This is a genomic window from Luteolibacter sp. LG18 (assembly GCF_036322585.1).
Lineage (GTDB): Bacteria > Verrucomicrobiota > Verrucomicrobiia > Verrucomicrobiales > Akkermansiaceae > Luteolibacter.
In genome coordinates this window covers 5,499,239-5,518,087 of record NZ_AP024600.1, presented here as the reverse complement: position 1 = coordinate 5,518,087, position 18,849 = coordinate 5,499,239, and the positions used below count along the sequence as shown (strand labels likewise).

Here is an 18,849-nt window from a genome sequence, read left to right as displayed (position 1 = left end):
AAGATCGACGTTGTCATCCACCGGGCGTCCTTTACCGTGGGAGTGATTAACAAGTTAATCAGCGGCTCCGTTCCATGGCTTTCCGGGAACGTCCATGATGCGAGGGTGCCATGAGCGATTCAGACAACAGCAGGCGGGTCACGGTGCGGGACATCGCGAAGGAGCTGGGGGTCAGCCACGTGACGGTCTCGCTCGCGCTGCGTGGCCGCGGGCGGATCTCCGAGGCGCTGCGGGAACGCATCCGCGAGGTGGCGGAACGCATGGGCTACAAGCCGGACCCGATGCTGGCCGCGCTCGCCAGCTACAGCCGCCGGGGCAACGGCCCGAAGCCGATCTCGTCGGTGATCGCCTGGCTCAATGGCTGGCGGGATCCGGCCGAGCTGAGAACGTTCAAGGAATTCGACCTCTATTGGAAAGGGGCGTTCGCGGCGGCGGAGAAGTTCGGGTTCCGTCTGGAGGAGTTCCAGTTCGGTGGGGGACTCTCGGCGATGCGGCTCCACCAGATCCTCTCCACCCGTGGCATCAAGGGCATCGTGCTGCCGCCCCACCGGACCCATCCGGATTGGAAGGACTTCCCGTGGTCCGAGTATTCGGTGATCCGCTTCGGCCGGTCGCTGGTTTCACCGCGGACCCACCTGGTCACGGCCGACCAGGTGGCGAACACGATGCTGGCTTTCGAGAAGATGCGGGAGCGCGGCTACAAGCGCATCGGGTTCGTGACCGATGAATCGAACTTCAAGCTGCGCGGCCATTTGTTCGAAGGCGGTTATCTCACCGCCCAGCGGTTCGTGGAGGCGAAGGACCGCCTGCCGGTGTTCGTGCTGAACGATCACGCGGAGGCCCACCGCGGCGAGGCGCTGCGGGCGTGGTTCGACAAGCGGAAGCCGGACGCGATCATCACCAACATGCCGGAGGTGCCGGCCTTGCTGGGCTCCATCGGACTGAAGATACCGGATGACGTGGCTTTGGCCGGAACCACGCAGATCGACATCCCCATCGGTGCCGGCATCGACCAGCATCCGGAGGAAATCGGGCGGGTCGGCATTCTCACGCTTATTTCGCTGATCAACGACGGAGCCCGCGGCATCCCGCGGATCTTCCGGCAGAACTTGGTGGAGGGCAGTTGGGTGGACGGCGACAGCTTGCCGGATCTCCACGCGCGCTGAGAAAGTCAGTGGTTGCCGGAAGAATCGCTCCACGGCGAGCAAGGCTGGAGCTGGAAACGAAAAAGGCGACCTGGATGGTCGCCTTTTCATTCTCCAAGATGGAGTGGTGCTCGAGGGGGGACTCGAACCCCCACAGGTTACCCTACTAGATCCTTAGTCTAGCGCGTCTACCAATTCCGCCACCCGAGCAGAGTGTCGTGCGGCTTGCTTGCCGCGCCGCGGATTTAGGGTGCCCGGCAGGGGTTTGCAAGAGAATCTTTGAAAATAATCCGAGCCTCGCATGGCTGCCTTCCTGCTTGATAGTCTCCTGCCCTGCCCGAGCATCCGATCGTCACCCATGGAATCCATTCGCGCTGAATCAGTCGTCAAACAGTTCGGAACCGTGACCGCGCTCGCGGGGGTGAGCGTGACCGTGGAACCGGGTGAATTGTTTTTCCTGCTGGGGGCCTCCGGCTGCGGAAAAACGACGCTGCTGCGGAGCATCGCGGGGCTGGAAAATCCGACGTCGGGCGCGATTTTTTTCGGCGACCGGGACGTGACGACGCTGCCCGCCCACAAGCGCGAGGCGGCGATGGTGTTCCAGAGCTACGCGCTGTGGCCGCACCTGACGGTGGCGCGGAACATCTCCTTCGGCCTGGAGGAGCGGCAGGTGCCGAAGGCCGAGATCCAGCGGCGGGTGGGGGAGGCGCTGGAAATGGTGCGCCTCACCGGCTACGGCGAGCGCTCGATCGACCAGCTTTCCGGCGGCCAGCAGCAGCGGGTGTCATTGGCACGCGCGCTGGTGGTGAAGCCGAAGTGCCTGCTCCTCGATGAACCGCTTTCGAACCTCGATGCCCAGCTCCGCGTGGAGATGCGCCGCGAGATCCGCCGGATCGTGAAGGAAAACGGCCTGACGGCGATCTATGTGACCCACGACCAGGAGGAGGCGCTGGCGATGGCGGACCGGATGGCGGTGATGGACAAGGGGCGGATCGAGCAGCTCGGGACACCGGGTGAGATCTACCGCCACCCGCGCACCGCCCATGTGGCCTCGTTCATCGGCGAGACGAATCTTTTCGATGGCACGGTGGTGGAGGTGGTGGCGGACCGCGTGCGCGTGAAGACCGCGGCGGGCGATCTGACCGGCCGCACCGCGGATCCGGAGTGGAAGCCGGCGGCGGGCGAACGCGTGCGGCTGTCCGTGCGACCGGAGGCGTGGCGATTGGACGCGGCGGACGGGCATCCCATCGCGGGCACGGTGGTGGAGCGCACCTATCTCGGGCAGCGTGTCCAGTACTGGATCGAGACCGCGGCGGGCCGCCAGCAGGTGGTGGAGCTGAATCCCCATGAGGTCCGCGAGCCGGGCGGGGCTCCTGTCGGTCTCCAGGCGCGTCCGGACGACGTGGTGGTGCTGAAATCCTGATTCTCCTCCGATGAAACGCTTCGCCGTCATCGTCGGCCTGCTGGTGCTGATCGTCGCGCTGCCCATCGTGATGCGGCGGGAAAACGCGCCGGTGTCGCCGGACCGGGCGGACGACCGCATTTCGATCCTTTCGCCCCACAACGAGACGATCCGCGTCGAGTTCGGGCGGGCATTCGCGGCGTGGTGGAAGCAGCGGACCGGCCGCACGATCTACGTCGACTGGCGTACTCCGGGCGGCACCTCGGAGATCGCGATGGTGCTGGACGCGGGATTCAAGGCGGCGAAGGAGACCGGCCGCGAAGGCGTGGGGGTGGATGTGTTCTTCGGCGGCGGGCAGCCGGATTTCTCGCGTCAGGCGAAGGAGGGGCGGCTGGTGCCGCTGGATGTATTCAAGGAACATCCGGAGTGGTTCGGCGAGGGCCGGGTGGTGCCGTCATCCTGGACCGGCGAAACGTATTTCCCAGCGGACCACACCTGGGTCGGCTGCTGCCTGTCGCAGTTCGGGATCGCGGCGAACCCGGACGTGCTGGCGCGGCTGAAAGCACCGGTGCCCGCGCGCTGGGACGATCTCGGCGACCCGCGATTCGCCGGGGCGGTGGCGCTGGCCGATCCCACCAAGAGCGGCTCGGTGGCGCGCGCGTTTGAGCTGCTGGTGCAGGAGCAGATCCAGCGTGAATTGAAGGATGCGTCCGTGCCGCGGGAACACGCGATCGCCGCCGGGTGGGACAAGGGGCTCCAGCTCATCCTGCGGATGTCCGCGAATGCACGCTACTTCACCGATAGCGCTTCGAAGATCCCGCACGACGTGGGGCAGGGGGATGCCGCCGCGGGGATGTGCATCGATTTCTACGGTCGCTCCTACCACGAGGAACTGCTGCGGGCGGATGGCAGCTCGCGGGTCGAATGGCGGGCTCCGGAGGGCGGGGCCACCTACAGCCCGGACCCGGTGGCGGTCTTGAAAGGCGCGCCGCATCCGGAGATCGCGCAGGCGTTCGTGACCTTCTGCCTGTCCGCGGAAGGGCAACGGCTGTGGTTCGGCGCGCCGGGTTCGCCCGGTGGTCCGCAAGAGCGCGCGCTGCACCGCCTGCCGATCCGCGGGGATGTTTACTCGCCGGAGATCCTCGCCACCGCCACGATCCGGCGGAATCCCTACACCGATCCCGGAGTCTTCACCTACGATCGCGAGCTGACCGGCAAGGCCTTCAACACGCTGCGCCAGTTCGTCCGGATCGCGTGCATCGATTCCCATCCCGAGCTCCAGCGGGCGTGGAAGGCGATGGCCGCCGCCGGGTTCCCCCCGGAGGCGATGGCCGCGTTCTCGGATGTGTCCGCGTTTCCCTACGCCACCTTTGGAAAAGGGCATCCGGTGCTCGATGGCGGCGATCCGCTGGCATCCGCCGATCTCGCTTCCGCCCTCGGCGAACGCTTCCGCGCGAACTTCCGTCGGGCCGAGGCTTTGTCCCGATCGTCCGCCACTCCAGCCGCCCGCCAGCCATGAAACGCGGACCCGCTCTGATGATCCTCGCCCTCACCGCGCTGCTGTTCGCGGTGTTCTTCCTCTATCCCGCGGGCACCGTGGTGAAGCAGGCGTTCATACGGCCATCGGATGGCGCGTTCACTTGGGACTTCCTCGCCGCGGTGTTCCGGAACGACGTTTACCGCGAGGGGCTGTGGAACGCGCTGGTGCTCGGGCTGGCCAGCACTGCCGTCACTTTGTTGGTGGCATTCCCGATGGCGCTCGCCGCGCACCGGCATGACTTTTTCGGCAAGCGGGTGCTCGGTGCGCTGGTGCTGGTGCCGATGATCCTGCCGCCGTTTGTCGGCGCGGTGGGGATCAAGCAGATGCTCGGCGTGGAAGGCGCGCTCAATGCGCTGCTGATCCGCTGCGGGCTGATGGACGCGGCGATGCCGCACGACTGGCTGGCGCACGGCCGCTTCGCCGGCATCGTGCTGATGAACGCGCTGCACCTGTATCCGATCCTCTATCTGAACATCGCCGCGGCGCTTTCGAATCTCGACCCGGCGATGGAGCAGGCGGCGGAGAACCTGGGGGCCTCGCCGTGGCGGAGGTTCCGGCGGGTCACGCTGCCGCTGGCCATGCCCGGCGTGTTCGCGGGGGCGTCGGTGGTGTTCATCTGGGCCTTCACGGAGCTGGGCGTGCCACTGGTGTTCGACTTCGGGCGGGTGGCCCCGGTGCAGATCTACGATGGTATCAAGGGCCTCGACAAAAACCCGGTGCCCTACGCGCTGACCACGATCCTGCTGGTGGTGGCGGCGGTGATCTTTGCGGGTTCGAAGATGATCCTCGGGCGCTCGGCGCAGGGCAGTGCGCCGCGGCCGAAGGGGCGCTCGACCGCGAGCCGTGCCCGCGGCTGGAAGGCGGTGGCCTGCCCGCTGCTGTTCCTCGGCGTGTTCCTCGCGGCCTCGCTGCCGCACTGCGGCGTGGTGCTGCTGTCGCTTTCGGAAAGGTGGTATGGCTCGGTCCTGCCGCAGCACCTCACGCTCCGCCATTACATCGAGGCGCTGGGCAACGGGCTGGTGGTGCCCTCGATCGAGAATAGCCTGGTTTATGCTTCCGCGGCCACAGGCGTGGCGGCGGTCATCGGGCTCGCCGCGGCGTGGGTGGTGGTGCGTTCGAACCTCAGGTTCCGGAACGCGCTCGATGCGATGCTCATGCTGCCGCTGGCGGTGCCCGGGCTGGTGATGGCCTTCGGCTACCTGGCGCTGTCGCAGGAGGGGAAGCCGTTCCATTTCCTGGTGGGGCCGGGCGGCACGCCGTTCTTCCTGCTGGTGGCGGCGTATGCGATACGGCGGATGCCGTACATCCTGCGCTCGGCGGTGGCCGGACTCCAGCAGAGCAATCCGGCGCTGGAGGAGGCCGCGGCCTCGCTCGGGGCCACGCCGCTGCGGATGCTCCGCCGCGTGGCGATCCCGCTGATCGGCGCGAACCTCGCCGCCGGGTCGATCCTCGCCTTCGCCTTCGCCATGCTGGAGGTGAGCGACAGCCTGATCCTCGCCCAGCAGGCGCAGCATTACCCGATCACCAAGGCGATCTACAGCCTGCTCAGCACGCTCGGAAACGGCACCGAACTGGCGGCCGCGCTCGGCGTGTGGTCGATGGCGTTCCTGTCCGTGGCCATCATCGGCGCGACGGTGCTGGGCGGGAAGCGCGGCGGGGTTTTCAAGTTGTAAGGGCCTGACAAGTAGCGCTGGGCTTTGCCCGGCGTGCCTCTGGCGGCGCTTTGCGGAAGAAGGCGGCCCCCGTGCGCATCGGTCCGCTCCCTGCACGCGAAGCCCAGCTTCGCGCTACCTGAAGAGGCCGGAAAACCACGTAGGGCTCCAAAAATCCCGGTGATCTCCACTTGATTTCGAGCGCGACCGGGAGGAATGTTAGACGCGGTTGAATCCATTCATCTACCCGCGTTCACCCATGCCCAAAGTCCGCTTGTCCGGCACCGTTCTCGGTGAGAACGATCCCTCCCGCTCCACCCGCGCCCGCCTCCTCCACCTGCTCTTCAGCCACGGCTGGGACATCTACAATGGCAATGGCGACCAGCGCATCACGCTTTCCAACATCGAGCGCAAGATCATCGAGTCCGATGCCTTCGTGTTCACCCCCGGCGCCACGCTGGAGGACATGTTCAAGGCGATCTCGATCTTCGTGGGCTACCAGACCCTCGACCGCCACCTGGCCGGGAAACCGACGGTGGTGCTGAACTCCGACTTCTCCTGGGCCCCGTTCTTCTCGGTGCTCGACCACCTCCACAAGATGGGGACGATCCAGCAGGACTACCGGGATTATCTGCTCGGCGTGGAGACCAGCGACGAGGTGATCCGCACGCTCGACGTGGTGCGTCACCACGGCATCCCGGACGCCGGGCGGGTGAAGATTGGCGAGAGCAACGTGCTGTCGTTCGAAACGCCGCTGCCCGCGAACCACGCCGGGAACGTGTGCGTGTTCTGCTCCGCCAGCCTCACCGATCCGGCCTATCTGGCCGATGGCGAGGAACTCGGCCGCCGTCTGGCGGAGGCGCGGCTCGGCTGCATCTCCGGTGCCGGGAAATCCGGCATCATGGGCGCGGTGGTGAAGGGCTCGGTGGAGGCCGGTGGCTGGACCGCCGGTTCGAACGTGCCGCACATCATCGAGCTGGAGGGATTGCCGGAGGGGCTTTCCAGCTTCTGGCTGCGCCCGGACATCTACACCCGCATGGAGGTGATGATCCAGAATTCGGACGGCTTCGTGATCTTCCCGGGCGGTGCCGGCACCGTGCAGGAGCTGTTCGCGCTGATGATCTTCAAGCACCAGAAGAACCCGCTGATGACGAACAAGCCGGTGGTGCTCTTCAACCGCCCGAATGCCGCGGGGATCGGGTTCTGGGATCCGCTGATCGACCTGCTCGGCGACATGTGCCAGCCCGGTGACTTCACCGTGGCGCGCACGCTCGACGATATCACCCCGGCCTTCGTGCGGAAACTGCCGAAGTCGGCGTGAGGTTCGGCCCAGCCCCGTTCAGGGGCGACGTATCCCAGCCGGTGGCGCAAGCCACCGGTGGAGAGTGTGTGCGGAGCCAAGTTCCATTAGGGACGACGCAACGAAGGCTCTGGACGTCAACGCACCGAAACTCTCCGCGGTTCGGATGAGCGTGGTGCCTCATGGTCTCCATGAAGATCGTTCTGGCACAAGAGCGCAGGCAGCGTCGTCCCTGCGGGACTTGGCTCTTCTTGGCGGCCCTTTCCGGTGGCTTGCGCCACCGGCTGGAATGCGTCGCCCTGCCGGGCTTGAAGAGGTATGCGAGGCGGTCGATTTGCTCCATGGCTCGCGCTTGGGCGGGCTTTCGTGGTTTCAATTCCTCCTCAAGCTCTCCGCGAACGCCCGCTCGGTGAGTTCGGCGAAGAGGGTGGCGTAGGAGGGGAGGAGGCGCTTGTGGATGATTTCCACCCGCTGGTGGTGCGGGGCGAATGCGCTCTTCATCGCGTTCATGGTGATCTTCTCGAGGTCCACCAGATCGAGGTCGAAGACGGTGGTGGCGGTCTCGAGTTCCTTGGTCATCGAGGTGTCGCTCATCAGGCGGTCGTCGGTGTTCAGGCAGGCGCGGAACCCGGCGCGGTGGAAGATGGGAAACGGATGCTCCTCCAGGCTCGGGGTGGCACCGGTGTGGACGTTGCTGAGCAGGCACATCTCGATCGGGATGCGGCGGTCGAGCACGAACTGGGCGAGCGGCCCGAGTTTCAATTCGCCGTCCGGCAGGATCTCGATGTCGTTCCGCAGCCGGGTGCCGTGGCCCAGCCGGTGGGCGCCGCACCACTGGAGCGCCTGCCAGATGGATTCCAGTCCGAAGGCTTCGCCGGCGTGGATGGTGATGTGGAAGTTGGCGCGTCGGATCGCCTCGAAGGCGGCCATGTGCTTCTTCGGCGGATGGCCGGCCTCGCCGCCCGCGAGGTCGAAGCCGACCACGCCCTTGTCCCGCCAGCGGATCGCCAGCTCGGCGGCCTCCAGCGAATCGGTGCGGTCGCGCATCGCGCAGAGGATCAGCCCCCACTTCACTCCGTACTGGCGTTCGCCGCGCTCCAGGCCATCGAGCACGGCCTCCACCACCTCGTCCTGGGTCAGGCCGTGGCCGGTGTGGAAGACCGGGGCGAAGCGGACCTCGGCGTAGACCACGCCATCCCGCGCCATGTCTTCGATGAACTCGAACGCCACGCGCTCCAGGGCATCGCGGTCCTGCATGACGCCGATGGTGTGGGCGAAGCCTTCGAGATACTCGGGCAGGTTCCCGCGCTGCGCGCCGCGGTGAAACCACTCGGCCAGTTCACCGGCGTCCCGGGTGGGCAGGGCGGTGTAGCCGTGGCTCTTCGCCAGATCGAGGATCGTCTCCGGGCGCAGGCCGCCATCGAGGTGTTCATGCAGCAGGACCTTCGGAAGGCGGGTGAAATCAAGGGCTTCCACCAGCTTCACTCCGGCGGGCATCGGGGCCCTGGGAAACAGCTCGGGATAACGATGTTCGATCATGAGGCACTCTAGCAGATCGGTGCAGCATGATCCAACCGCCAAAGGCGAAAATCGCTTCGCCGCGCGGCCTGTTTGACTTTGACCGAATGAAGCGCGCGGCGTAGCCTACCAGCGGTTTTTCCCCACCCCACCCCATCCCACATGAAATGTCCGCGCTGCGTGCAACGAATCCACCGCGCGGCGGCCGGGTGCCCGCACTGCGGCTTCTCGTTGGGTGACGCGGACGCGATCTTCGGATCGGAGGAGGTGCGGCTGCGCTCCCTAACGGATGCGGCCGGGTTGATGCGGCGCGAGGAGCAGCGGCAGGTGGAGAACGCGATGCTGGCGTTCAACCGCCGGTTTCCGCAGCTCTTCATCGCCGTGCACACCGGCTCCTTCAGCGGGGTGGCGAACCTCCGCCAGTTCGGCTTCTGGCTGCTCAACCGCGGCGCGTTCGAGGACGTGGCGGTGGACCGCCCGAACGAGGCGGGCGTGCTGATCGCGATCGACGCCGAGGCGCGCGCGGCGGGGATCACCTTCGGCTACCTGCTCGATGCCTATCTCGACGAGGAGGACACGTTCCATTGCTTGTCCCGCGCGCATTCTTACTGGCTGGAAGGCCGGTTCGCGGATGGCCTGGTGAAGGCGATCGGCCAGCTCGAGACGCTGTTGAAAAAGCGCAGCCGCCAGGCGCGCCGGAATCCAGCGAAGTTCGAGCGCCGTGTGGCCCGCCCGCCGCAGGTGGAGAACCTGGTGCAGAAGATCCGCCACGGCCGCCAGCCGCTGCCGCAAGACACGCGGGAAAACGAGGAGGCCCGGCCATGAACGTCCGCGCGTCCCTGCTCGTCCTTTCCAGTCTGCTCCTGTTCGCGCCGCTGCCGGTGGCCTCCGCCAAGACCGAGAAGCCGTCGTCCTCGACCAAGGCCAAATCCACCCGCACGGAGAAGAAGCCGGAGCCCGAAAAGCCGAAGCCCAAGCCGGCTCCCGCGGCGGCCGTGGACACGCAGCCGGACCCGGACACGCCGCATTTCCCGCCGATGCCGACATTGGGGCCGGAGGGCGTGCCCGATGCGCAGCTCCCGAAGTGGTCGGACGCCGACCTCGCGCTGCTGAAGGGCGGCAAGACGGTGCCGGGGGCCTTTCTCCTCACCGACGAGATGCCGCCGGAGGAGCCCGCCACGAAGCCCCAGCCGCTGAAGGTCGCCGGGCCCACCGCGGAGGAGCTGGCGGAGGATTCGACGCCCTCCACCGCGATCCCGGAGAAATACCTGGCGGCCTATTTCAACGAACGCCCAAAGGCCTTCCTTGTCGATCCCCAGAAGCTGCTCACGCCGCAGCAGACGCACGACCGGCTGGCGTTCCTGAACTACCACGCCACGGATTCGACCATCGACCTCTTCGTCTATGTCTTCGGCGCGTCCCAGGAAATCCCCGGCGACGTGCGTGCGGAGGAGCTGGCGGAGCGCCTGTATGCCAGCGGTCGCCCGGCGGCCTTCGTGTTCTATTTCCTCGGTGCGCCGCAGCGCTCGGTGATCTACCTGAGCCCCTCGCTCACGGACGCGGTGTCCGGGGCGGAGCAGCGGCGGGCCTTGCAGAGCTCGGTGCTCCGGGCCCTGGACAAGGCGGACGCGGTGGAGCAGCTCGATGCCTTCTGCGTCCAGATGTCGATCCGGCTCTATTGGATGGAGCGGATCCTGGCCGGTGGCACCATCCCGGATTCCTTCCCCGTGGCGGAAAATGCCCCGGCGAAGGCCCCGGAGAAGGAGAGCAAGCTGGCGGCGCTCTACCGCAAGCTGCCCGACCGCTGGTGGCTGCCGGTGGCGGTGCTGCTCGGCTCGGCGCTCGCCGGGTGGGGCGTGAAGCTGTGGCTCCAGTTCCGCGCGCGCTACCGGTTCCCGGAGTTCGATGTCGAGCCGCGGCTCGGGGGCGACCATGCCGCCGGGGTGGGGGCGGTCATTTCCTTCGCCAGCGGCTCGCTGCCGCCCGCGGTCCAGCGGGAGCAGGTGCCGGATTACCTCAGGAGGGCTTGAGAAGAAGGAAGACTTGAAGACGCAAGAAGTAAGAGGAGAGTCTCAGACAAGGCGCTTCGGAGGATTTTCTCTTTGCTTCTTGTCTTGCTTCTTACGTCTTCAAGTCTTGCGTCTTTAAATCATGACCGACTGGGAATTCCGCTACCGCCATCACGACACTCCGTGGGAGAAGGGCTCGGCCGCGCCGCCGCTGCTGGAACTCATGGAGCGGTGGAACGCCGCGCCGCCATGGGGCGGGGGCGAGGTGCTCGCGCCAGGCTGCGGATTCGGGCATGATGTGCGGGTGATCGCGTCCACCGGGGTGCCGGTGCTGGGGCTCGACCTGGCCGCCGCGGCGGTGGAGGGCGCGCGCGGGTTTCCCTCGGTAGGGCAGGAGCGTTACCTCCAGGCGGATCTCTTCGATCGCTCGTGGTGGCCGGCGAAGGGCTTCACCGGGTGGTGGGAGCACACGTGTTTCTGCGCGATCGATCCGGTCGACCGCCCGCGCTATGCGGAGGCGGCCGGGGCTTTGGTGCGGCCCGGCGGCTGGCTGTGCGGGGTGTTTTTCCTGACGCCGAACGAGCGCGGGGAGGAAAGCTGCGGCCCGCCGTTCGATTCCACCATCGGCGAGATCGAGGGGCTGCTGGCCCCGTGGTTCGAGCGGGTGGATGCCTGGGTGCCCACCCGGTCCTATCCTGGCCGCGAGGGTCGGGAATGGGTGGCGATTTTTCGACGAAAACAGGATTGAATCGCGCTGGTATCCGGACGGTTGCGAGATCCGCCCGTTCACGGTAGTATGATTCCCCGATCCTCCATGACCCGTCTCCTTCCGCTGATTGCCTGTATCCCGCTGGTGGCGACCGCCGCGCCGGAGCGGCCCTATTTCCAGGACAAGAAGGCTCCGGACAGCCGGAAGGACCTCGATGCCATCCAGAAGGCGCTCACCGCCGCCCTGCCGAAGGCCCGCGAGGCCACCGTCTGCATCGAGATGGGGGAGGGCAGCGGCAGCGGCGTGATCGTGTCCGCGGATGGCCTGATCCTCACCGCCGCCCACGTGGCCTCCGGCACCAACAAGGAGATGACGGTGGTGATGGAGGATGGGAAGAAGCTGAAGGCCGAGTCGCTCGGACTGGTGGCCACCACCGACTGCGCGATGGTGAAGATCACCGAAAAGGGGAACTACCCCCATGTGGAGATCGACCGTGATGAAAACACGCGCCTGGGCGACTGGGTGTTCGCGCTCGGTCATTCCGGCGGCTTCGACAAGGACCGCGGCTCGGTGGTCCGCCTCGGCCGCCTCGTCCGCACCGCGGATTCCACCATCCAATCGGACTGCACGCTGATCGGCGGCGACTCCGGAGGACCGCTTTTCGACCTGCAAGGGCGCTTGATCGGCATCCACTCCCGCGTCGGCGAGGTGCTGGCGCAGAACATGCACGTGCCGGTGAAGGAGTTCCTGAAGCACTGGGACGAGATGATCGGCGGCAATTTCGTGGGCGAAGGCCCGTTCGCGAAAGCTCCGGAAAAGGGCAAGGGCTTCCTCGGGCTCGCCACGGAAGCCCGCCCGGAAGGTGGCCTGCGGGTGTCGAAGGTGGGGCGTGAGAGCCCTGCCGAGAAGGCCGGCATCGTCGAAGGCGACGTGCTGCTGAAACTCAACGGCAAGCCGCTGGCGACCCGTGATGATTTACAGGGAATGCTCAAGGACATGGCCGCCGGCGACAAGTTGGCGCTCGAGATGCTCCGCAATGGCAAACCCGAAACCCTCGTCCTCAGACTCGGTGAACGCTAAGCTCCTTTTCCGCGCGATCTGTTTCGGTGCGCTCGCGACCGCTTCCCACGCCGCCCAGAACCTCGAATCCGATTTCCGCAAGAACGGGGATGCCGTGGTGGCCGCCTTCGAACCCGCGCGCCAGGTGCTCCAGACCAGCAGCGCGGTGATGCGGGACGGCCGCAAGGACATCGCCTACGGCACCGTGGTGTCCGCCGATGGCTACATCCTGAGCAAGGCCAGCGAGATCCAGAACGTGGCCAGCCTGACCGTGATCGTGGATGCCACCAAATACGACGCCCGCGTCGTGGCGGTGGACGCGATCTGGGATGTGGCGCTGGTGAAGATCGATGCCCAGGGCCTGAAGCCCGTGGTCTACGCCACCGAGGCCGATGTGCCGCAGGGCACGTGGGTGGTGGCGAACGGAGCCACCAGCCTGACGCGCCGCCGCGCGCTGCCCGGCATCATCAGCGCGAAGCCCCGCGAGATCCAGGCCAGCGGCGGGGCCGCCCTGGGCGTGGTGATCAAGGAGAAGTCGAAGGCCGAGGTGGCGGATGTGAACGAACACAGTGGCGCGCACGAGGCCGGCCTCCAGAAGGGGGATGTGCTGGTGGCGATCGATGGCAAGAAGATCACCAAGTCCGAGGACCTGATGGCCGCGCTGAAGGAGAAGAAGGCGGGCTCCACCGTGAAGGTGACTTTCCGCCGGAATGGCAAGGAGGAGACCATCGAGGTTCGCCTCGCCGCGCGTGGGGAGATGTACGAGGAGAAGACCCGCAACGACGAGATGAGCGGCGAGTATTCGCAGCGCCGCACCGGTTTCCCGAAGGTGATCCAGCACGACATCCTCGGCCGGAAGGATTCGGTGGGCGGTCCCTTGCTCGATCTCGATGGCCGCTGCGTGGGCATGAACATCGCCCGCGCCGACCGCGCGCAGAGTTTCGCCATCCCGGTGTCCGAGCTGAAGACCCTCGCGGAGAAGCTGGTGAAGGACGCGGGGAAGTAGCGTAAGTTTTTAACTTGCGCATGGGGATGGCTTGTTGGGCGTGTGAACGCGCGACAAGCTCCCGGTGGACCACTGTTCGGGGCTTGATTGGGATAGGGCGTGCATTGGCGGCCAGGCGGGCCGCTCCCGCTCGCAAGTTGGAAACTTGCGCTACTATGTCCTCTGCTCCTTGTGCTTCTTGAAGATCGCCAGGGTGCGGTCGCGCTCGGCGTGGTGGTCGACGATGGGAAGCGGGTAGCCCGCGGCGATCGGGCGGCCGTCCTTGGGCGGCTCCATCAGCCGGGCGGTCGGGACGTTCGCCAGTTCCGGCACCCATTTCCGGATGTATTTGCCCTCCGGGTCGTAGCGTTTCGTCTGCGACCACGGGTTCTGGATGCGGAAGTAGGGGGCGGCATCGGCACCGGTGCCGGCGGACCATTGCCAGCCGCCGTTGTTGGAGGCGATCTCGCCGTCGATGAGGTGCTGGAGGAACCACGACTCGCCGAGTTTCCAATCGAGGTGCAGGTCCTTGGTGAGGAACATGGCGGTGATCATCCGCACGCGGTTGTGCATGAAACCGGCGTGCAGGAGCTGGCGCATGCCGGCGTCCACGATCGGGAAACCGGTGCGGCCCTGCTGCCACGCCTCGAACTTCCCGTCCGGCTCGGCCCACCACAGTCCGCGCCACTCGGGATTGAACTCATGGTCCAGCACCTCCGGGTAGTGGTGGAGGATGGCGAAGTAGAATTCCCGCCACGCCAGTTCCTTGATGAAGGTCTCGAAGCCTTCCCGGACCTTGCCGCGGGTGCCAGCCATGGCCTCGGCGCATTTCGCATACACGGTGCGGATCGAGATCAGGCCGAAGCGCAGGTCCTGGGAGATGCGCGAGGTGGCCTCCTCCGCCGGGAAATCCCGCAGCGCCTGGTAGTGGCCAACCTTCGCTTCAAGTGCCCGCTTCAAGCGTTCCCTGGCAGCCCTTTCCCCGGCTTCCACGAAATCGCCCTCCGGCTCGTCCATGTCCCACACCGCGACGGTGGGCAGGGGCAGGGATTCCAAGCCGCCCGGGGTGGTGATCTTTTTCGCAACCGGCAGCGGCGCGGGCTTCTCCAGGTTCAGCCAGTTCCGGCTGTAGGGGGTGAAGACGCGGTAGGGCTGTCCGCCTTGGGTGAGCACCTCGTCCGGCGCGTGCAGCGTGGCATCGTGGAAGGAGTGGCATTCCACGCCCAGTTCGCCGCACAGCTTCCGGACCTCCGCCTCCGTTTTTTTGCCAAACGGGTCCGGGTCCTCGTTGAAATACAAGGCGCTGGCCTTGGTTTCCCGGAGGATCTGGCGGAGCTCGGCGACCGCGTCCCCCTGGCGGACGACCAGCGTGCCGCCGATCGTCCCGAGGTTCTTGGACAGGGACCCGAGCGAGCGGCACAAAAAGTGCTGCCTTTTCGGCCCCGTCCAATGGTGCCGTTTTTTCCAACCGCTGAGAATGTAGACCGGGACTACCGGCAGTCCGGCGGTCGTGGCGGCATGCAGCGCGCGGTTGTCCGCGATGCGGAAATCGCGCCTGAACCAATGTACGACCGGGGGAGTGTCGGAAGCCATGGCCTCCAACAAAGCGAAACCGCTCCTACGCGCAACTGTTCATCGAGCACCTCAGTGCTCCATGAGCAGCTTTTCGGCTTTGCGGATCGTGGACGGCATGAGTTTGCCGTTCACTTTCTTCGAGCCCTCCAACAGGGTTTTGAGCTCTTCGAGGGCAGCTTCAGCCGCGTCGAGCGACTTCCGTCCGCCTCCGTAGTGCTTGTCGGAGAAGTAGCGTGTGAACGTGGTCCCGCCACGGCTGAGGCACAGACGCCATCCTTGGAAGGCGGTGTGCTCGTACGTGAAACGGGTGAGATTTCGCTTCGATCTCATCGTGCTTAGTACGTGAGTCTTCACTCCTAACTGTTGCTCGGTTTTGGCAGAAATTCCATCCCGAATTTGTTCGATTCTATCGGAAATTTTCCACTCGCTGGAGGTAGGGCCGGATCGCGGGTTCACAGGCGGTGGACGGAGGGCGGCGGAATGTTATTCGATCCAACCGGCGGGCTGCGTAAATCCACCCGTGCGGTGGGCTTGTGAAGGGAGATCCGGGGATAGACGGAAATGCCCCGAGGCGGGGTTTCTCTCATGCCATGGATCGCTTCCCGGAGTCTCCCGTGTACCGCCAACGTTGGTTCTGGAAGGGCTTGACCCGTTGGTTGGTGCTGATGGGGCTCTGGCTGTCGTCCGGGCTTGCGAGCGTGCTGGTGGATTTTTCGCGGCCTTCGCCTTCGGGTGCCTCAACGGTCGCCGAGGAAGGTGTTTCGGTGATGATTGAGCACGGGTGTTTCCGGGCTGGATGGGTGCGCTGGTGGTGGGGAAATCGCGGGAGGGCCGTGGTGTGGGCCCCCGGGCTCCGCTTCCTGCCGGGGCTTCCGGGGCGGGAGGGGACGATCGTGCGTTTCGATCCGCCGGGATGGCGGGTGGGGGGCTCTCCCTTCTTCGTTACGGTGCCGCTGTGGCCGGTGCCGGTGGCTGCGGCGCTGGTTTGGGTGGTCCGAATCGCGCGTTTCGACCGGAGGAGAAGAGGGGAGGCGGCGGCGGTTTGAGGGTTTTGGCCCGGCGGAGCTCCCAAAACCGGGAAAAAAAGCTTTGCAAGCGCGATTTGATCCGATTTAGTCCCGCCCCCGCGAGCCTTGAACCCGCCGTTGGTCCTCCTGTCTTTTCCGCATGGAAAGGTCATCGCTCGCAAGGAGGGCAACCCGGCAATCCATTGATACCATGTCCGTTAAACTGTCTCGATTCGAGATCCCGAACCGCCTCGTCCGCAACGAGGACACCGCCACCGACGTTTACGCCCAGTTCAGCGCCGAACCTTTCGAGCGCGGCTACGGCCACACCCTCGGCAACTCGCTCCGCCGCGTCCTCCTGTCCTCCCTCGAAGGCGCCGCCATCACCTCCGTCCGCATCGCGGGCGTGCAGCACGAGTTCTCCAGCCTCCCGGGCGTGGTGGAAGATGTCACGGACATCATTCTCAATCTCAAGAAGGTGAAGTTCCTTCACCACGACAAGGACTCCCGCATCCTCTCGATCAAGATCGAGAAGGAAGGCGTCGTCACCGCCGGTGACATCCAGGGCGACCACGTGTTCGAAGTCGTCAACAAGGACCAGGTGATCTGCACCCTCGACAAGAAGGTGAAGTTCGACTGCGAGTTCGAAGTCCGCGTCGGCCGTGGTTTCTCCACCGGTGACGAGAACAAGCGCAAGGACCAGCCGATCGGCGTGATCGCCATCGACTCGATCTTCTCCCCGGTGACCCGCGTGAAGTACGCGGTCGACACCACCCGCGTCGGCCAGATGACCGACTACGACAAGCTGGTGCTCGACATCTGGACGGACGGCCGCATCACCCCGCAGGACGCCCTCCTGCAGGCTTCCGCGATCCTCCGCCACCACCTCGACGTGTTCGTCAACTACGACGAGAACGCCGTGGACTTCGAAGAGGCTCCGATGGAGTCCAGCGAGGAGAACGCCGCGCTGAAGAAGCTGCTCAACATGTCGGTCAACGAGATCGAGCTTTCGGTCCGCGCCGCCAACTGCCTCAACAACGCCAACATCACGTCCGTGGGCCAGCTCGCGATGAAGACGGAGGCGGAAATGCTCAAGTACCGCAACTTCGGCAAGAAGTCGCTCAACGAGATCAAGGACAAGCTTGTCGAACTCGGCCTCGGCCTCGGCATGTCCTTCGATCCGTCGCTCCTCACCGGCCCGAGCGCTTCGGCGCGCGCCCCGCGCCTCGGCGTGGAGGAAGAGGCCCCGGTGGGTCTTGCCGACCTGATCGCCCAGAACCTCGACGACTGATTTTCAAACCGTATTTTAATTAGAAAGGGAGCACCCGATGAGACATCGCCGCAACACCACCAAGCTCAAGCGCACCGCCGCACACCGCCGCTCGCTCCTCGCGAACCTCGCGTGCAGCCTGATCGAGCACGGCCGCATCAAGACCACCCTCGGCAAGGCCAAGGCCCTGCGCCCGGTGGCTGAGAAAATGATCACCCTTGGCAAGCGTGGAGACCTCCACGCCCGCCGCGTCGCCCTGGCGTTCCTGCGCCAGAAGGACGCCGTGAAGAAGCTGTTCGATGAAGTCGCTCCGGCTTCCAAGGACCGCCAGGGTGGCTACACCCGCATCACGAAGCTCGGTGTCCGCACGTCCGATGCCGCTCCGATGGGCTTCATCGAGTGGGTGGACGCTCCGGTCGCCGCTGAGGCTGTCGCCGCCGAGCCGGCCGAAGCCGCCAAGGCCGAGTAAGGTTCCCGGGCTTCACCGCCCGATCCGATTTCAAGAAGCCGTCCGTGGAAACGCGGACGGCTTTTTGTGTGACCAGGAGTTGAGGCTTTAGCCGAGGAGGGTCTTCAGGGGGGCGGAGGCTCTGGAGATTTTAGCCGCAAAAGGCGCAAGAAGCGCAAAAGGGAAGAGCTGGAGGCCGATGGATGGATGGGGAGAAACTGGTCTTCTCTTCCTGAAAACTGAAAACTGAACACCAGCAAACTTCTCTCTAGCCTCCGCCCCCCTCTGAAGACCCTCCTCGGCTAAAGCCTCAACTCCTTGGGAGAGGCTCACCGGATGCGCATGAAGAAGGGGGAGATCTCGCGTTTCTCCAGGTCGTGGCGGCTGAGGGTCTCGATGCCGACGAGGGGATCGGCGATGGTCCATTGGTCGCCCTCGCATTTCAGGAGGGCGACGAAATGGCCGTTGCCGACGATGCTCATGCCCATGATGCCGGGCAGGTGGTCGGCGGGGGGCAGGCCGTGGAACTCGAAATCGACGGTGCGGCCGCGGCGGCGCAGGGTGCGGGCGAGGTGCCAGGCCTCGGTGCCGCTGGCGGTGGACCAGGAGCGGCGGGCGAGATCTTTCTCCGTGGCACGGGTGTCGCCCAGGAAGCGCAGCACGGTGGCGGCGCTGGCGGGGCCGCAGGTGGACTCGGTCGATTGCAGGCAGGCGTCGCCGTTCCACTGGTCGGTGAGCCGGGATAGCTCAAGCGGCTTCAGGAGCGGCTTGAGGAAGGGCGGCAGCATCGCGGTGACGGCGAGGGCGTAGCCGATGACCGCCACGGGCCGAGGAATGAAGGCGCTCCACGCCACGGCGGCGGGGAGGAAGAGGGCGAGCCACCATTCGGAGAGCGGCTGGGAGCGGAGGTCGTAGAGGAGCGGGGCTTCCGGCAGGAGGTGCAGGTAGTAGACGCTGAACCAGAGGCCGGGGAGGCAGAGGATGGAGAGGGTGATGGCGACGCCGAGCCGCCATTTCCGCCGGGCGCGCGGGGCCAGCAGTTCCATGCGGCGGGCGACGAGGAGCGCCACCGCGAGGACGACGGCCAGGGTGCTGAGCGCGGCGGTGGTGGGGGACATTCGGAAGTAGCACAAGTTTTCAACTTGTGAGCGGGAAGAGGCCGAAACGAATCAGAGCAGCGAAGGAGCTGGCGGGTGGATCGCGGTTCTTCCGTGACAGTGTAACTCGCCA

The 18,849-nt window shown here is 65.8% G+C and carries 18 protein-coding genes and 1 tRNA gene; 13 read left to right on the top strand and 6 right to left on the bottom strand.

What is annotated here, in order from left to right; translation table 11 throughout:
* Nucleotides 1-110 precede the first annotated feature (110 nt).
* Complete coding sequence (locus llg_RS22085; RefSeq protein ID WP_338287242.1) at nt 111-1,166, top strand: LacI family DNA-binding transcriptional regulator; 1,056 nt, start codon at nt 111-113, stop codon at nt 1,164-1,166.
* 104 nt (nt 1,167-1,270) lie between these two features.
* Here the strand turns inward: llg_RS22085 and llg_RS22080 are convergent.
* A tRNA-Leu gene (locus tag llg_RS22080) sits at nt 1,271-1,355 on the bottom strand.
* Nucleotides 1,356-1,503: 148 nt separating this feature from the next.
* Between llg_RS22080 and llg_RS22075 the strand changes: the two genes are divergently transcribed.
* The 4 genes from llg_RS22075 (at nt 1,504) to llg_RS22060 (ending at nt 7,060) form a co-directional block, all read left to right on the top strand.
* Entirely contained in the window at nt 1,504-2,568 is a 1,065-nt protein-coding gene (locus llg_RS22075) for an ABC transporter ATP-binding protein (protein WP_338287241.1), read from the top strand.
* A 10-nt stretch (nt 2,569-2,578) separates the two neighbouring features.
* Nucleotides 2,579-4,066 (top strand): extracellular solute-binding protein, encoded by a 1,488-nt coding sequence (locus llg_RS22070; protein WP_338287240.1) that lies wholly within the window; start codon nt 2,579-2,581, stop codon nt 4,064-4,066.
* Nucleotides 4,063-5,760 (top strand): iron ABC transporter permease, encoded by a 1,698-nt coding sequence (locus tag llg_RS22065; protein ID WP_338287239.1) that lies wholly within the window; start codon nt 4,063-4,065, stop codon nt 5,758-5,760. Before llg_RS22070 ends, llg_RS22065 begins: the two co-directional genes overlap by 4 nt.
* Before the next feature lie 238 nt (nt 5,761-5,998).
* Nucleotides 5,999-7,060, top strand: a complete 1,062-nt coding sequence (locus tag llg_RS22060) for an LOG family protein (protein ID WP_338287238.1) — start codon at nt 5,999-6,001, stop codon at nt 7,058-7,060.
* A gap of 351 nt (nt 7,061-7,411) precedes the next feature.
* Here the strand turns inward: llg_RS22060 and llg_RS22055 are convergent, their stop codons facing one another.
* Nucleotides 7,412-8,578 (bottom strand): adenosine deaminase, encoded by a 1,167-nt coding sequence (locus tag llg_RS22055; RefSeq protein WP_338287237.1) that lies wholly within the window; start codon nt 8,576-8,578, stop codon nt 7,412-7,414.
* 159 nt (nt 8,579-8,737) lie between these two features.
* Here llg_RS22055 and llg_RS22050 point away from each other — a divergent pair, with 159 nt between their 5' ends.
* The 5 genes from llg_RS22050 to llg_RS22030 all read left to right on the top strand — a co-directional run bounded on the left by llg_RS22050 (nt 8,738) and on the right by llg_RS22030 (nt 13,340).
* The gene (locus tag llg_RS22050; RefSeq protein ID WP_338287236.1) at nt 8,738-9,382 is read left to right on the top strand and encodes a TPM domain-containing protein; all 645 of its coding nucleotides are present in this window, start codon (nt 8,738-8,740) and stop codon (nt 9,380-9,382) included.
* A complete protein-coding gene (locus llg_RS22045) occupies nt 9,379-10,587 on the top strand; it encodes a hypothetical protein (protein ID WP_338287235.1) in 1,209 nt (402 codons plus the stop codon). The genes llg_RS22050 and llg_RS22045 overlap by 4 nt, the downstream gene beginning before the upstream one ends.
* A gap of 121 nt (nt 10,588-10,708) precedes the next feature.
* Nucleotides 10,709-11,314 carry a hypothetical protein gene (locus tag llg_RS22040; protein ID WP_338287234.1) on the top strand — a complete coding sequence of 202 codons (606 nt, stop codon included), beginning with the start codon at nt 10,709-10,711 and terminating at the stop codon, nt 11,312-11,314.
* A 66-nt stretch (nt 11,315-11,380) separates the two neighbouring features.
* Nucleotides 11,381-12,355, top strand: coding sequence for a trypsin-like peptidase domain-containing protein (locus tag llg_RS22035; protein WP_338287233.1), 975 nt, complete (start codon nt 11,381-11,383; stop codon nt 12,353-12,355).
* Complete coding sequence (locus llg_RS22030; protein WP_338287232.1) at nt 12,345-13,340, top strand: PDZ domain-containing protein; 996 nt, start codon at nt 12,345-12,347, stop codon at nt 13,338-13,340. The genes llg_RS22035 and llg_RS22030 overlap by 11 nt, the downstream gene beginning before the upstream one ends.
* 153 nt (nt 13,341-13,493) lie before the next feature.
* Here the strand turns inward: llg_RS22030 and llg_RS22025 are convergent, their stop codons facing one another.
* Both llg_RS22025 and llg_RS22020 read right to left on the bottom strand, forming a co-directional pair.
* Nucleotides 13,494-14,912 (bottom strand): deoxyribodipyrimidine photo-lyase, encoded by a 1,419-nt coding sequence (locus tag llg_RS22025; RefSeq protein WP_338287230.1) that lies wholly within the window; start codon nt 14,910-14,912, stop codon nt 13,494-13,496.
* Between the two features lie 51 nt (nt 14,913-14,963).
* Nucleotides 14,964-15,224 carry a hypothetical protein gene (locus tag llg_RS22020; RefSeq protein ID WP_338287229.1) on the bottom strand — a complete coding sequence of 87 codons (261 nt, stop codon included), beginning with the start codon at nt 15,222-15,224 and terminating at the stop codon, nt 14,964-14,966.
* A gap of 260 nt (nt 15,225-15,484) precedes the next feature.
* Between llg_RS22020 and llg_RS22015 the strand changes: the two genes are divergently transcribed.
* From llg_RS22015 to rplQ, 3 genes are all read left to right on the top strand, one after another.
* On the top strand, nt 15,485-15,940 hold the full coding sequence (locus tag llg_RS22015; protein ID WP_338287228.1) for a hypothetical protein: 456 nt from the start codon (nt 15,485-15,487) through the stop codon (nt 15,938-15,940).
* 172 nt (nt 15,941-16,112) lie between these two features.
* Complete coding sequence (locus tag llg_RS22010) at nt 16,113-17,192, top strand: DNA-directed RNA polymerase subunit alpha (RefSeq protein ID WP_338287227.1); 1,080 nt, start codon at nt 16,113-16,115, stop codon at nt 17,190-17,192.
* Between the two features lie 37 nt (nt 17,193-17,229).
* Nucleotides 17,230-17,640 (top strand): 50S ribosomal protein L17, encoded by a 411-nt coding sequence (gene rplQ / locus llg_RS22005; protein WP_338287226.1) that lies wholly within the window; start codon nt 17,230-17,232, stop codon nt 17,638-17,640.
* A gap of 87 nt (nt 17,641-17,727) precedes the next feature.
* Here rplQ and llg_RS22000 read toward each other — a convergent pair whose 3' ends face one another.
* Entirely contained in the window at nt 17,728-17,952 is a 225-nt protein-coding gene (locus llg_RS22000; RefSeq protein ID WP_338287225.1) for a hypothetical protein, read from the bottom strand.
* Nucleotides 17,949-18,737 (bottom strand): cysteine peptidase family C39 domain-containing protein, encoded by a 789-nt coding sequence (locus llg_RS21995; RefSeq protein ID WP_338287224.1) that lies wholly within the window; start codon nt 18,735-18,737, stop codon nt 17,949-17,951. Before llg_RS21995 ends, llg_RS22000 begins: the two co-directional genes overlap by 4 nt.
* Nucleotides 18,738-18,849: the final 112 nt, after the last annotated feature.

What these genes read in the sequence shown, in the direction of transcription:
- llg_RS22085 (WP_338287242.1), top strand. Translation starts at nt 111, where the DNA reads ATGAGCGATTCAGACAACAGCAGGCGGGTCACGGTGCGGGACATCGCG.
- llg_RS22075 (WP_338287241.1), top strand. Translation starts at nt 1,504, where the DNA reads ATGGAATCCATTCGCGCTGAATCAGTCGTCAAACAGTTCGGAACCGTG.
- llg_RS22070 (WP_338287240.1), top strand. Translation starts at nt 2,579, where the DNA reads ATGAAACGCTTCGCCGTCATCGTCGGCCTGCTGGTGCTGATCGTCGCG.
- llg_RS22065 (WP_338287239.1), top strand. Translation starts at nt 4,063, where the DNA reads ATGAAACGCGGACCCGCTCTGATGATCCTCGCCCTCACCGCGCTGCTG.
- llg_RS22060 (WP_338287238.1), top strand. Translation starts at nt 5,999, where the DNA reads ATGCCCAAAGTCCGCTTGTCCGGCACCGTTCTCGGTGAGAACGATCCC.
- llg_RS22055 (WP_338287237.1), bottom strand. Translation starts at nt 8,578, where the DNA reads ATGATCGAACATCGTTATCCCGAGCTGTTTCCCAGGGCCCCGATGCCC.
- llg_RS22045 (WP_338287235.1), top strand. Translation starts at nt 9,379, where the DNA reads ATGAACGTCCGCGCGTCCCTGCTCGTCCTTTCCAGTCTGCTCCTGTTC.
- llg_RS22040 (WP_338287234.1), top strand. Translation starts at nt 10,709, where the DNA reads ATGACCGACTGGGAATTCCGCTACCGCCATCACGACACTCCGTGGGAG.
- llg_RS22035 (WP_338287233.1), top strand. Translation starts at nt 11,381, where the DNA reads ATGACCCGTCTCCTTCCGCTGATTGCCTGTATCCCGCTGGTGGCGACC.
- llg_RS22025 (WP_338287230.1), bottom strand. Translation starts at nt 14,912, where the DNA reads ATGGCTTCCGACACTCCCCCGGTCGTACATTGGTTCAGGCGCGATTTC.
- llg_RS22020 (WP_338287229.1), bottom strand. Translation starts at nt 15,224, where the DNA reads ATGAGATCGAAGCGAAATCTCACCCGTTTCACGTACGAGCACACCGCC.
- llg_RS22015 (WP_338287228.1), top strand. Translation starts at nt 15,485, where the DNA reads ATGGATCGCTTCCCGGAGTCTCCCGTGTACCGCCAACGTTGGTTCTGG.
- llg_RS22010 (WP_338287227.1), top strand. Translation starts at nt 16,113, where the DNA reads ATGTCCGTTAAACTGTCTCGATTCGAGATCCCGAACCGCCTCGTCCGC.
- rplQ (WP_338287226.1), top strand. Translation starts at nt 17,230, where the DNA reads ATGAGACATCGCCGCAACACCACCAAGCTCAAGCGCACCGCCGCACAC.
- llg_RS21995 (WP_338287224.1), bottom strand. Translation starts at nt 18,737, where the DNA reads ATGTCCCCCACCACCGCCGCGCTCAGCACCCTGGCCGTCGTCCTCGCG.